This window comes from Pseudomonas paraversuta (genome assembly GCF_904067025.1).
GTDB classification, from domain to species: Bacteria; Pseudomonadota; Gammaproteobacteria; order Pseudomonadales; family Pseudomonadaceae; genus Aquipseudomonas; species Aquipseudomonas paraversuta.
Genome location: NZ_CAJFDA010000001.1, coordinates 4,904,407 through 4,916,896 on the forward strand (window position 1 = coordinate 4,904,407; position 12,490 = coordinate 4,916,896).

A 12,490-nucleotide genomic window follows, 5' to 3' on the forward strand; every position below is an offset into this window, starting at 1 on the left:
CCTTAAAGCGACGAATATTTCTTGCGCAGACGCTGACGAATCAGCTCGGCGAGGGTGTTCATGACGAAGGTGAACAGCAGCAGTACCAGCGCCGAGAGGAACAGCACGCGGTAATGACTGCCGCCCACTTCCGACTCCGGCATTTCCACCGCTACGTTCGCCGCCAATGTGCGCAAACCTTCGAACAGGTTCATTTCCATGACCGGGGTGTTGCCGGTGGCCATCAACACAATCATGGTCTCGCCTACCGCACGGCCCATGCCGATCATCAGCGCCGAGAAAATCCCCGGGCTGGCGGTCAGGATGACCACCCGGGTCATGGTCTGCCACGGTGTGGCACCCAGCGCCAGCGAGCCCAGGGTCAGGCCACGCGGCACGCTGAACACGGCGTCTTCGGCAATCGAGTAGATGTTCGGGATGACCGCAAAGCCCATCGCCAGACCCACCACCAGAGCATTGCGCTGGTCGTAAGTGATGCCCAGGTCGTGGGAGATCCACAGGCGCATGTCGCCGCCGAAGAACCAGGCTTCCATATACGGGCTCATATACAGCGACAGCCAGCCCACAAACAGAATCACCGGGATCAGGATCATGCTTTCCCAGCCGTCCGGCACCCGCAGGCGGATCGACTCAGGCAGGCGGCTCCAGGTGAAACCCGCCACCAGGATGCCGATGGGCATCAGCATCAGCAGGCTGAAAATCCCCGGGAGATGGCCCTCGACATAAGGCGCCAGGAACAGACCGGCGAAGAAGCCCAGGATTACCGTGGGCATCGCTTCCATCAGCTCGATCACCGGCTTGACCTTGCGCCGCAGGCTCGGGGCCATGAAGTAAGCGGTGTAGATCGCGGCAGCAACAGCCAGCGGAGCGGCCAGCAACATGGCGTAGAACGCCGCCTTCAACGTACCGAAGGTCAATGGCGCAAGGCTCATTTTCGGTTCGAAGTCGGTGTTGGCAGCCGTCGACTGCCAAACGTATTTAGGTTCGTCGTAGTTCTCGTACCAGACCTTGCTCCACAACGCGCTCCAGGACACTTCCGGGTGCGGGTTTTTCAGGGTCAGTGGCAGCAGCTTGCCGCCCTCTTCCACGATGATGCGGTTGGCTCGTGGCGACAACGCCATGATGCCGGGGCCTTCAGCAATTTTTTCGACCAGCAGGGTGCGATGCGCGGTGCTGTGGAACACACCGATTTCACCAGCAGCGTCCAGGGCCAGGAAGCCTTTGCGACGTTGTTCGGCGGTGATCTCGACAATCGGCGAGGTGCCCATCTGGAAACTGCGGATGTGCTTGAAGCGTTGCTCGCCATCCGGATCGCGCGCCATGAACCATTGGCTCAGACCACCCCTGGAGTCGCCGAAGATCAGCGAGATACCACCCACCAACTGGGTACTGGCGGTGATCTCTGTCGTGGCGTCATCAGCCAGCTTGTAGCGCCCGTTGAGGCTCTTGTCGCGCAGGCTGAACACATCGGCTTGCGCCCGCCCGTTAACCACATACAGCCACTGCTGGCGCGGGTCGACGTAGAGCGCTTTAACCTGTTCGGTCATTTGCGGCAGGTCGATGCGGGTCTCGGAATTCGTGACCTCGCCGGTCATCATGTTTTCTTCGCTGACCATCGACAGCACGTTCAACTGCGCACCGCTCGAGCCCGCCAGCACCAGCGTCGAATCGTTCACGCTGAGGTTCACGTGATCCAGCGCACGGCCCTGGGGGTCGAGCACAATCGGCGTTTCGCCATAGGGGTATTCAATGGCCGGGGTGATGGTCTTTTTGTTATCCGGGTAGCTGACACGGTAGCTGTGACGGAACACCAGGGCCTGACCGTTGGACAGGCCCAGGACCACCACCGGATTACCCGGCTGGTCTTCACCGATCGACGTCACTTGTGTGCCCGCAGGCAACGGCAAGTTGACCCGCGACAACTCGTCGCCCGTTTTGGCGTTAAAGAACAGCACCATGCCCTTGTCGGACACACGCATACCGACCTGATTCTGCTCCTCGACGGAAATCATCAGCGGCTTGCCGGCATCCTGCATCCATACCGGAGTCAGCGCCTGCTTGGCATTGAGGTCTGCGCCCTGAAACAGCGGGAACACGACATAGCCGAGGAAGAAGAAAATCAGGGTGATCGCGCCGAGCACGGCAAGACCGCCGATAAATACATACCAGCGGGTCAGGTGGTCTTTTAGCGCGCGGATGCGACGCTTGCGCTTGAGTTCAGGGGTATTGAAATCAATGCGCTTGGGAGCGGATGTCGTAGTCATTGGGGAATTGGCCAGATCATTCATGCGCACACCCTAGCGATCCTGTATGACAGAAAGATGACAAAGCAGTGACGCAGAAAATCCGCCGCCCAGTGGTGCTGGCAGCGGAGCGAAAAATGAGGTGAATCAGGAGCGCCTGTAGCGGCTGCCGGAGGCTACGACGGGCTGCGTAGCAGACCCGTTTTTGAAGGCCCTTCGGACCTTGCCGCAGCCTTCGTCAGCGACTACAGAGCTCTGGTTTATGCGCCTTCTTTCAAGCCCAGGTCAGCCAGTGCTTTGGCAGCGACTTTGGCTGGCAGCGGGATATAGCCGTCTTTCACGACCACTTCCTGGCCCTGCTTGGACAACACCAGCTTGATGAACTCGGCTTCCAGCGGGTTCAGCGGCTTGTTCGGTGCCTTGTTCACATACACGTAGAGGAAACGCGACAACGGGTATTTGCCGTTCAATGCGTTTTCTTCGGTGTCTTCAATGAACTCGGTGCTGCCCTTTTTAGCCAGAGGCACTGTTTTCACGCTGGCGGTTTTGTAACCGATGCCCGAGTAGCCCACGCCGTTCAGCGAGCTGCTAATGGACTGAACCACCGAAGCGGAACCCGGCTGTTCGTTCACGTTTGGCTTGTAGTCGCCTTTGCACAGGGCTTCTTCCTTGAAGTAGCCATAAGTGCCGGATACCGAGTTACGACCAAACAGTTGAACCGGCTTGTTCGCCAGATCGCCGGTCACACCCAGGTCGCCCCAGGTTTTAACGTCAGCTTTGGCGCCGCACAAACGGGTCGACGAGAAAATCGCGTCAACCTGCTCCATGGTCAGGTGCTTGATCGGGTTGTCCTTGTGGACAAATACCGCCAGGGCATCAACAGCCACCGGGATGGCGGTCGGCTTGTAGCCGAACTTCTGCTCGAAGGCAGCCAGTTCGTTGTCCTTCATCTTGCGGCTCATCGGGCCCAGGTTGGCGGTGCCTTCAGTAATCGCAGGTGGCGCGGTCGAAGAACCGGCAGCCTGAATCTGGATGTTCACGTTCGGGTATTCTTTTTTGTAAGCCTCAGCCCACAGGGTCATCAGGTTCGCCAGGGTATCGGAACCAACGCTGGACAGATTCCCCGACACACCGGTGGTCTTCACGTAGGGCTGAATAGCCGGGTCAACACCAACGGCAACCGCATTGGCAGTCGCAACGCCAGCGGCAACAAAAGTCAGGGCCGCCATCACACGCTTCAGTTTCATGCCTTACTCCTAACAAACGGGGTTAGATGAATCGGGGGCCAGTATCTTCAGGCCATGTGACCACTCTATGAACCGATTGTGACAATTGGATGAAAGGCCATCATTGTTTACAAATGATGGCCTTTCTGGAGAGGCTAATTATGTGTGACGACGAGGCCGGCTCGATCAGCGGCCCTTTTTCCACAAGTAGGCACCGACCAGCAAGCCCATGGTGCAGATGATTGCCACGTAGTACGCCGGGCCCATCGGGCTTTCTTTAAGCAGCAGGGTTACGGCCATCGGGGTCAGGCCACCAAAGATGGCGTAGGCCAGGTTGTAGGAAAAAGACAGGCCACTGAAACGCACCACCGCCGGAAAGGCTTTGACCATCACATAGGGCACAGCGCCGATGGTGCCTACAAATAATCCGCTCAAGGCGTACAGGGGAAACAACCAGTCCGGGTGCTGCAACAGGCTGTGGTAGAAGGTCCACGAGGTGATCAGCAGTCCGGCGCAACCCAGCACGAAGACTTTGCCGGCACCAAAGCGGTCAGCCAGTGCCCCCGAAGCAATACAGCCCAAGCTCAAAAAGACGATGGCCAGACTGTTGGCTTGCAATGAGGTGGTGGCAGAAAAACCGTACACGGTTTGCAGCACGGTCGGCGTCATCAATATGACCACGATGATCCCGGCAGACAGCAACCAGGTCAGCAGCATCGAAATCACAATTGCGCCGCGATGATCACGCAACACGGTCTTGAGCGGCACTTCTGCAGCCAGGGCCTTGCGCAGCTGCAACTCGGCGAACACCGGGGTTTCGTGCAACCAGCGCCGCAGATACACCGAAAACAGTCCGAACACCCCCCCCATGAGGAAAGGGATTCGCCACGCGTAATCGGCCACTTCCGCCGGGGTGTAGATCGTATTGATCGCAGTGGCCATCAACGAACCGAGCAAAATGCCCGCCGTCAGGCCGCAGGTCAGGGTGCCGCAGGCATAGCCCACGTGACGCGGCGGAACATGCTCGGCCACAAACACCCAGGCGCCCGGCACTTCACCGCCAATCGCCGCGCCCTGAATCACGCGCATCAGCAGCAACAGAATCGGCGCCCACATGCCGATCTGTGCATAAGTCGGCAGCAAGCCCATGATCAGGGTCGGCACCGCCATCATGAAGATGCTCAAAGTGAACATCTTCTTGCGCCCCAGCAGGTCGCCGAAGTGCGCCATGACAATGCCACCCAGCGGCCGTGCCAGATAACCCGCAGCAAAAATGCCGAAGGTTTGCATCAGGCGCAGCCACTCCGGCATGTCCGCCGGGAAGAACAGCTTGCCGACCACGGTGGCAAAAAATACAAAGATGATGAAATCGTAAAACTCCAGCGCACCGCCCAAAGCAGACAGCGACAAGGTTTTATAGTCATTACGGGTTAACGGCCGCGACGGCGGTGCAGCACTGGAAGGCTCTGTGATCATGGAGTATTGCTTCTCTTATTTGGGCTCGGCAAAAAGCTGCAACTACGCCGGCAGGGGCTGGGCAGGTTTTGAAAGATAACAAATTGTTTACAAAAGCACAGAGCTAGACGCACGCCTCGCTTAAAAAGCAGAATCCGAAGGTCGTCGGCCAAGCCAGTGATCGATATACTCGTTGGCTGTAAGAAACATTTGGAGACTTCTGAAAATGCTGTGCGAAACGTTCGCAGGGCATTCACCAGCTGATTCCGCAGAGTTTCCCTTGGTGCGGCTTATGAAGAACGTGACGAACGTAGTATGTTCGGGCTGAATCGTTTTTCTAATGACGCTTATTCACCCGCAATACACATGATGAATCACGGGTCAGAGGCCCTTAGGCATGCTAGAGCTCGAACAAGAAGATCCAATCCCGCAAGGTGACTTGGCCTTGCAAATCACCGCATTACCGCGCGAAACCAACGGTTTCGGCGATATTTTCGGCGGCTGGCTGGTATCACAAATGGACCTCGCTGGCACCGCAATGGCCAGCAAGGTCGCCGGGGGCCGTGTGGCTACGGTTGCCATTGATCGCATGGCATTTCTGGTGCCCGTGGCAGTCGGGGCCCAGTTATCGTTTTACACCCAGGCCCTGGAAATCGGCCGCAGCTCGATCCAGATGATGGTCGAAGTGTGGAGCGACGACCCGCTGTCCAGCGAATGGCGCAAAGTCACCGAAGCTGTATTTGTGTTCGTTGCCATCGATGGCAGCGGCCGCACGCGCTCCGTTCCGCCGCGCCGTTAAACCTCGCCGCGCTTTGCCTGTCTACTGCTGTCCTAGTCCCTGATATAGAGAGCCTGCCATGCACCACATTGAGTCAGTCACCCTGGACGAACTGGAGTGCTGGCACTTCCAGCATGGTCAGGCCCAACTATTGGTCGCCAAACAGGGCGCCCAGGTGCTCAGTTATCAGGTAGGCGATGAGCCGCCGATCATCTGGCTTAACGACAAGGCCCAGTACAAGGCAGGCAAAGGCATCCGCACCGGCGTCCCGGTCTGCTGGCCGTGGTTTGGCAATTTTGAACGCAACCCGCAAAGCGTAAAAGCCATGCGTCAGTCAGACGAGCCGGCAACGGCCCATGGGCTGGTGCGCACCCGCGAATGGGAGCTCCTTGAGTTCGACGATGCCGGTGAAGCACTGCACATCGAACTGGGCCTGCCCCACGTCGAAGGCGGCCTGCCCGGGTGGCCACACGATGTCGCACTGACCCTGAGCATTCGCCTGGACACGCAGCTGCACATCAGTCTCACCAGCCATAACCGCAGTGATATTCCGGTCACCATCAGCCAGGCGCTGCACAGCTATTTTGCGGTCAGCGATGTACGCAGGGTGCATGTCGAAGGGCTGGACGCACTGACGTATATCGACACGCTGCAAGACTGGAAACAGATCCGCCAGACCGGCGATTTGACCTTCAGCGGCGAAACCGACCGCATCTACCTCGACGCCCCGCAGCAGCTGAGCATTGTCGATAACGACTGGCACCGCAGTATTCAGCTCACCAGCCGCGGCTCACGTACGGCGGTGATCTGGAACCCGTGGATCGAGCGGGCCGAACAGTTTGACGACATGGCCGATGATGGCTGGCAACGCATGCTCTGCATCGAAACCGCCAACGTGATGGACGACGTGGTCACCCTGGAACCGGGTGCGAGCCATACCCTGGGTGTCAGTATTGCGAGCAAACGCCTGAAACCCTGAACCTGTAGGAGCGAGCTTTTTAAACAGCTCGCTCCTACAGTCAGATTGCGCGTAGTTAAGTTGCGTATCCCTTACAAATCCGCCTCAACCACCACCCGCACCTTGCTCGCATCCAGCGCATAGGCCGCATCCGCCAGATCATTACTGACTGTCTCAACCTTCAGCGTGCCCACCACCCACAATGGCGTGTAGATGTCGTCCAGCTTCAAGCCTTTGGGGTAGCGCACCAGCACCAACTGATTGGGCGGCGGTGGCGGCACGTGGATGCAGGCGCCAGGGTACGGCACCAGGAAAAACAGGGTACTGCGCCCCTTGGCATCGGTTTCCAAAGGCACGGGATAGCCGCCCAAACGGATATTTTTGCCGTTCATGGCAGGCACAGTTTTACTGGAATACATGACCGCCGGCAGGCCTTTGCTCTGCTTCAAACCACCCTTGGCAGTAAACGTACCATTGGCCTCGGGCGAGTCATGGTCGATTTCGGGCATTTGTTCGAGGGCTTTTTGATCCGACTTTGGCATCAGGTCGAGCCAGTCGGTTTCGGGCAATTGCGCCGCGTGTACCAGGCCACAGCCCAGTAAAAGAAAGATAAAAGCAAAACGACGCATGGCAGTCTCAATCAAAGAGGGCTTCTGACGCCGCGCATTCTAGCCTTCTCTGCGGCGAGCGCAGAGAGGGCCAGACCATTCAATCAGCTCTTTTTCGACACCATGTTGTAGATCACCAGCAGGATAACCGCCCCGATCACCGCACCAATAAAGCCGGCACCCTCGCCTGCCTTATAGATACCCAGTGCCTGTCCGCCGTATGTTGCCGCCAGCGAACCGCCGATACCCAGCAGGATAGTCATGATCCAGCCCATGCTGTCGTCGCCCGGTTTCAGGAAACGGGCCAGCAGGCCAACGATCAAGCCGATAAAAATGGTTCCGATGATGCCCATGGACGCTTCCTCTCTGTAGATGGCGTAAACCCAAGCCTAGTCAGCACTTTGGGATCACGCCATCAGAGAGTGGCGGTCACTGAATGGTTCCCGCCAATTAACGATTTACGCTTGATCGATCAACGCTTCAACACGCTGGATTTGCGCTTTGAGCGTCGCCAGGTCTGCACAACGCAGATTGGCATGACCCACTTTGCGGCCGACCTTGAAGGCCTTGCCGTAGTGATGCAAATGGCAGTCGGCAATCGCGATCACCTGCTCTACCGGCGGCACGCTGCCAATGAAGTTGAGCATTGCGCTCTCACCGACCTTGGCCGTCGAACCCAGCGGCAAACCGGCAATGGCGCGCAAATGGTTTTCGAACTGGCTGCACTCGGCGCCTTCAGTGGTCCAGTGCCCGGAGTTGTGCACACGCGGGGCAATTTCATTGGCCTTGAGGCCACCGTCGACTTCAAAGAACTCGAACGCCATCACGCCGACGTAGTCGAGTTGCTTGAGTACACGGCTCGAGTAGTCCTCGGCCAGCGCTTGCAACGGGTGATCGGTGCTGGCAACCGACAGCTTGAGAATGCCGCGGTCATGGGTGTTGTGCACCAGCGGGTAGAACCGGGTCTCGCCATCACGACCGCGCACGGCGATCAGCGACACTTCACCAGTGAAGGGTACAAAACCTTCCAGCAGGCAGGCGACGCTACCCAGCTCGGCAAAGGTACCTTCGACATCGGCCGCAGTGCGCAGCACTTTCTGGCCCTTGCCGTCATAACCCAGGGTGCGGGTCTTGAGCACGGCCGGCAACCCGATGCTGGCTACCGCTGCATCCAGATCCGCCTGGGACTGGATGTCGGCAAAGTCCGGCGTCGGAATCCCCAGGTCCTTGAACATGCTTTTTTCGAACCAGCGATCACGGGCGATACGCAGCGCTTCGGCACTCGGATACACCGGTACGAATTGCGACAGGAAGGCCACGGTTTCAGCAGGAACGCTTTCGAACTCAAACGTCACCAGATCGACTTCATCGGCCAGTTGGCGCAAATGATCCGGGTCGCTGTAGTCCGCACGCAGGTGTTCACCCAGCGCAGCTGCGCAGGCATCAGGCGCCGGATCAAGGAAAGCGAAGTTCATGCCCAGCGGAGTGCCCGCCAGGGCCAGCATGCGGCCCAGTTGGCCGCCACCGATTACACCGATTTTCATCGTCAAAAACCTCAGGCTTCGCGCGGGTCTGGATTGTCCAGAACGCTGTCTGTCTGCTCAGCACGGAATGCTTTCAATACGGTATGGAACTGCGGGTGCTTGGCGCCCAGGATGCTGGCCGACAATAGCGCTGCGTTGATCGCACCCGCCTTGCCGATGGCCAGGGTGGCAACCGGGATGCCTGCAGGCATTTGCACGATCGACAGCAGCGAATCAACGCCCGACAGCATCGCCGACTGCACCGGTACACCCAATACCGGCAAGTGGGTTTTGGCCGCACACATGCCTGGCAGGTGAGCAGCGCCACCGGCACCTGCGATGATCACCTCGATCCCGCGGCCTTCGGCCTCTTCGGCATACTGGAACAGCAAGTCCGGAGTGCGGTGGGCAGAGACCACTTTAACTTCGTAAGGAATGCCGAGTTTTTCCAGCATATCGGCGGTGTGGCTGAGGGTGGACCAATCGGACTTGGAGCCCATGATCACGCCTACCAGTGCACTCATCGTCGCGCCTCTTCTCTTGGGCGCCCGCAGGCGCGTCAAAAAACAACAAGCCACGTGGGGAAACCGACGTGGCTTGTTATAGAAATTAAGGCCGGTCAAGCCAGCCGAAGGCCGCGCAGTATACCCAAAAAGGTAAACAAAACGCATATTCCCCGACCATCTGTCTTTGATCCTGAAATCTGCTTCGACGCCCGGTTTTATTGACTTCAAGGTCAGGCCAGAAAACCTCCGGGCAGCGACTACACAGGCGCCTGGGCTGGTGCCGAAGGATTTTCCAGCTTGCGCCACAGCAAGCGCACGTTGGCCTTGCGCACCAGGGCGCAGCGGTACAAGCGAATTTCCAGCGGCACGTGCCATTGGGGCCCGCCACAGATCACCAACTCACCGCGCTCAAGCTCCGCCCGCACGCTTAACCGCGGCACCCAGGCGATGCCCAGCCCTTCAAGCGCCATGCTTTTAAGGCTGTCGGCCATGGCGGTCTCATAAATAGTGGTGAAGCGCAGGCTGCGCTGGCGCAGCAACAAATTCACCGAACGGCCCAAAAATGCCCCGGCGCTGTAGGCCAGCAACGGCACACTGGCATCGCCTTCCAGATCAAACAGCGGATTGCCGTCAGCGTCGGCAGCACACACCGGCAACATTTCGGTATTACCCAGGTGCAAGGACGGGAAAATTTCCGGGTCCATCTGCAATGCCGCATCCGGATCGTAAAAGGCCAGCATCAAATCGCAGCCGCCCTCACGCAAAGCATGCACCGCGTCTCCGACGTTAGTCGCAACAAGACGTGTCGCGATGTTCAGGCCTTCGTTACGCAACTGAGCGATCCAGCGCGGGAAAAAACCCAGCGCCAGGGAGTGTGCCGCAGCCACTTGCATGACCTCGCCCTGCCCGCCTTCCAGGTGATGCAAGTGACGCAAGACTTCGCCGAGCTGCTCGACCACGGTGCGCGCCGTGACCAAAAACAGCTGGCCGGCCGCAGTCAACTCCACCGGGGTGCGGGAACGATTCACCAGGGTCAGCCCCAGCGCCGCTTCAAGGCTGCGAATACGTCGGCTGAAGGCCGGCTGAGTCACAAAGCGACGCTCTGCCGCCTGGGAAAAACTGCGAGTGGCGGCCAGGGCACTGAAGTCCTCTAACCATTTACTTTCGAGATTCATCGAGTCCTCCCGGACGCGCACCAAATTGGGTCACACGTTCGACGCGGCCGTCGCGTCACGTCGTCATTATGCCGTTTATGCATAGGATAGTGTTTAAAGGCATTGGCCCAATTTTGTCTGCAGGCCTAGCATTCGCAGCGTTCCGGCTCAGACCGGGTCCTTATCGAGATGATTTCTATCATGTCCTCCGCTGCATCTTTCCGCACTGAAAAAGACCTGCTTGGCGTACTCGAAGTACCCGCTCAAGCGTATTACGGCATCCAGACCCTGCGAGCGGTGAACAACTTCCGTCTCTCCGGCGTTCCGATCTCGCACTACCCGAAGCTGGTCGTGGCCCTGGCCATGGTCAAGCAAGCCGCAGCTGACGCGAACCGCGAGCTGGGCCATCTGAGCGACGCCAAACACGCAGCCATCAGCGAAGCCTGTGCCCGTCTGGTGCGCGGTGATTTCCACGATGAATTCGTGGTCGACATGATTCAAGGCGGCGCTGGCACTTCAACCAACATGAATGCCAACGAAGTCATCGCCAACATCGCGCTGGAGGCCATGGGCCATCAGAAGGGCGAGTACCAGTACCTGCACCCGAACAACGACGTGAACATGGCTCAGTCGACCAACGACGCTTACCCGACGGCTATCCGTCTGGGCCTGCTGTTGGGTCACGATGCACTGCTGGCCAGCCTCGATAGCCTGATTCAGGCATTCGCCGCCAAGGGCGTCGAGTTCAACCACGTATTGAAGATGGGCCGGACTCAGCTGCAAGACGCGGTACCCATGACTTTGGGTCAAGAGTTCCGCGCATTTGCCACCACCCTGGGTGAAGATCTGGCCCGCCTGAAAACTCTGGCGCCAGAGTTGCTGACCGAAGTGAACCTGGGCGGTACTGCGATTGGTACCGGCATCAACGCCGACCCGCGCTACCAGCACCTGGCCGTGACCCGTCTGGCGACCATCAGCGGCCAGCCGCTGGTACCTGCTGCCGACTTGATCGAAGCCACTTCAGACATGGGCGCCTTCGTCCTGTTCTCCGGCATGCTCAAGCGTACCGCGGTCAAACTGTCGAAGATTTGCAACGACCTGCGCCTGCTATCCAGCGGCCCACGCACCGGCATCAACGAAATCAACTTGCCAGCGCGTCAGCCGGGCAGCTCGATCATGCCAGGCAAGGTCAATCCGGTAATCCCGGAAGCCGTCAACCAGGTGGCATTCCAGATCATCGGTAACGACCTGGCACTGACCATCGCGGCTGAAGGCGGCCAACTGCAACTGAACGTGATGGAGCCGCTGATCGCGTTCAAGATCTTCGACTCGATCCGCCTGCTGCAACGCGCCATGGACATGCTGCGCGAACATTGCATCGTTGGCATCACCGCCAACGAAGCACGTTGCCGTGAACTGGTCGAACATTCGATTGGTCTGGTGACTGCGCTGAACCCTTACATCGGCTATGAAAACGCCACCCGCATCGCCCGTATCGCCCTCGAAAGCGGCCGCGGCGTGCTGGAACTGGTGCGCGAAGAAGGCTTGCTCGACGACGCCATGCTCGACGACATCCTGCGCCCGGAAAACATGATTGCTCCGCGTCTGGTGCCTCTCAAGGCCTGATGCATGTAACAAAGTTCTGAATGCAAAGTTGCCGAGGGTGTTTTTAACGCCGCATCACCGAAGCCCGGGCACTTTGCGACAGAACTCAACGCTCACCAGGTCGAGGGACTAGACACCTCTCACCTTTTGAGGGCTTGCAGATACGTCTGCAGGCCCTTTTTTTTGCGCAAATTTTGTGGGAACCGGCTCCCACAAAGGACAAACAAAGAGGGCAAACACGACAGGATTCCAGGCCTTTTCAGACGACTCGCACATGAAAAATCAATCACTTATGCAGACGCTTCCAACACTCCTAGGTATAGTGCCGGCCCTCTTCCCGTGCGTGGGCCCTGCAACAGCGGCCACCGACAGTGCGGAAACAGCATCGTAAACCAAGCAGCAACATGGCCGGGATTCCCTTGATCGCCTACTTT

Annotated in this window: 11 protein-coding genes; 3 read left to right on the forward strand and 8 right to left on the reverse strand. The window is 58.5% G+C overall.

Annotation, left to right across the window (positions count from 1 at the left end):
• Positions 1 to 2 precede the first annotated feature (2 nt).
• The 3 genes from JQ848_RS22200 to JQ848_RS22210 all read right to left on the reverse strand — a co-directional run bounded on the left by JQ848_RS22200 (position 3) and on the right by JQ848_RS22210 (position 4,945).
• Positions 3 to 2,288 carry an ABC transporter permease subunit gene (locus JQ848_RS22200; protein WP_161720132.1) on the reverse strand — a complete coding sequence of 762 codons (2,286 nt, stop codon included), beginning with the start codon at positions 2,286 to 2,288 and terminating at the stop codon, positions 3 to 5.
• A gap of 215 nt (positions 2,289 to 2,503) precedes the next feature.
• On the reverse strand, positions 2,504 to 3,490 hold the full coding sequence (locus tag JQ848_RS22205) for a phosphate ABC transporter substrate-binding protein PstS (RefSeq protein WP_003438133.1): 987 nt from the start codon (positions 3,488 to 3,490) through the stop codon (positions 2,504 to 2,506).
• Between the two features lie 165 nt (positions 3,491 to 3,655).
• Positions 3,656 to 4,945, reverse strand: coding sequence for an MFS transporter (locus tag JQ848_RS22210; RefSeq protein WP_003438131.1), 1,290 nt, complete (start codon positions 4,943 to 4,945; stop codon positions 3,656 to 3,658).
• Positions 4,946 to 5,321: 376 nt separating this feature from the next.
• Here JQ848_RS22210 and JQ848_RS22215 point away from each other — a divergent pair, with 376 nt between their 5' ends.
• Both JQ848_RS22215 and JQ848_RS22220 read left to right on the forward strand, forming a co-directional pair.
• Entirely contained in the window at positions 5,322 to 5,723 is a 402-nt protein-coding gene (locus tag JQ848_RS22215; protein WP_003438129.1) for an acyl-CoA thioesterase, read from the forward strand.
• A 58-nt stretch (positions 5,724 to 5,781) separates the two neighbouring features.
• Complete coding sequence (locus JQ848_RS22220) at positions 5,782 to 6,681, forward strand: D-hexose-6-phosphate mutarotase (RefSeq protein ID WP_003438128.1); 900 nt, start codon at positions 5,782 to 5,784, stop codon at positions 6,679 to 6,681.
• A 71-nt stretch (positions 6,682 to 6,752) separates the two neighbouring features.
• On the opposite strand, the gene JQ848_RS22225 is transcribed toward JQ848_RS22220, so the two are convergent.
• From JQ848_RS22225 to JQ848_RS22245, 5 genes are all read right to left on the reverse strand, one after another.
• The gene (locus JQ848_RS22225; protein WP_003438126.1) at positions 6,753 to 7,289 is read right to left on the reverse strand and encodes a DUF3299 domain-containing protein; all 537 of its coding nucleotides are present in this window, start codon (positions 7,287 to 7,289) and stop codon (positions 6,753 to 6,755) included.
• An 83-nt stretch (positions 7,290 to 7,372) separates the two neighbouring features.
• Entirely contained in the window at positions 7,373 to 7,621 is a 249-nt protein-coding gene (locus JQ848_RS22230) for a GlsB/YeaQ/YmgE family stress response membrane protein (RefSeq protein WP_003438124.1), read from the reverse strand.
• A 105-nt stretch (positions 7,622 to 7,726) separates the two neighbouring features.
• Complete coding sequence (locus tag JQ848_RS22235) at positions 7,727 to 8,812, reverse strand: 5-(carboxyamino)imidazole ribonucleotide synthase (RefSeq protein WP_003438122.1); 1,086 nt, start codon at positions 8,810 to 8,812, stop codon at positions 7,727 to 7,729.
• 11 nt (positions 8,813 to 8,823) lie between these two features.
• On the reverse strand, positions 8,824 to 9,315 hold the full coding sequence (gene purE / locus JQ848_RS22240; protein ID WP_003438120.1) for a 5-(carboxyamino)imidazole ribonucleotide mutase: 492 nt from the start codon (positions 9,313 to 9,315) through the stop codon (positions 8,824 to 8,826).
• A gap of 239 nt (positions 9,316 to 9,554) precedes the next feature.
• Positions 9,555 to 10,472 carry a LysR substrate-binding domain-containing protein gene (locus tag JQ848_RS22245; RefSeq protein ID WP_003438119.1) on the reverse strand — a complete coding sequence of 306 codons (918 nt, stop codon included), beginning with the start codon at positions 10,470 to 10,472 and terminating at the stop codon, positions 9,555 to 9,557.
• Between the two features lie 180 nt (positions 10,473 to 10,652).
• On the opposite strand from JQ848_RS22245, the gene aspA reads away from it, so the two are divergent.
• Positions 10,653 to 12,077, forward strand: a complete 1,425-nt coding sequence (gene aspA / locus JQ848_RS22250) for an aspartate ammonia-lyase (RefSeq protein ID WP_003438118.1) — start codon at positions 10,653 to 10,655, stop codon at positions 12,075 to 12,077.
• Positions 12,078 to 12,490: the final 413 nt, after the last annotated feature.

Bases quoted from the DNA above. Each gene is read 5' to 3' on its own strand.
- JQ848_RS22200 (WP_161720132.1), bottom strand. From the start codon at position 2,288: ATGAATGATCTGGCCAATTCCCCAATGACTACGACATCCGCTCCCAAG.
- JQ848_RS22205 (WP_003438133.1), bottom strand. From the start codon at position 3,490: ATGAAACTGAAGCGTGTGATGGCGGCCCTGACTTTTGTTGCCGCTGGC.
- JQ848_RS22210 (WP_003438131.1), bottom strand. From the start codon at position 4,945: ATGATCACAGAGCCTTCCAGTGCTGCACCGCCGTCGCGGCCGTTAACC.
- JQ848_RS22215 (WP_003438129.1), top strand. From the start codon at position 5,322: ATGCTAGAGCTCGAACAAGAAGATCCAATCCCGCAAGGTGACTTGGCC.
- JQ848_RS22220 (WP_003438128.1), top strand. From the start codon at position 5,782: ATGCACCACATTGAGTCAGTCACCCTGGACGAACTGGAGTGCTGGCAC.
- JQ848_RS22225 (WP_003438126.1), bottom strand. From the start codon at position 7,289: ATGCGTCGTTTTGCTTTTATCTTTCTTTTACTGGGCTGTGGCCTGGTA.
- JQ848_RS22230 (WP_003438124.1), bottom strand. From the start codon at position 7,621: ATGGGCATCATCGGAACCATTTTTATCGGCTTGATCGTTGGCCTGCTG.
- JQ848_RS22235 (WP_003438122.1), bottom strand. From the start codon at position 8,812: ATGAAAATCGGTGTAATCGGTGGCGGCCAACTGGGCCGCATGCTGGCC.
- purE (WP_003438120.1), bottom strand. From the start codon at position 9,315: ATGAGTGCACTGGTAGGCGTGATCATGGGCTCCAAGTCCGATTGGTCC.
- JQ848_RS22245 (WP_003438119.1), bottom strand. From the start codon at position 10,472: ATGAATCTCGAAAGTAAATGGTTAGAGGACTTCAGTGCCCTGGCCGCC.
- aspA (WP_003438118.1), top strand. From the start codon at position 10,653: ATGTCCTCCGCTGCATCTTTCCGCACTGAAAAAGACCTGCTTGGCGTA.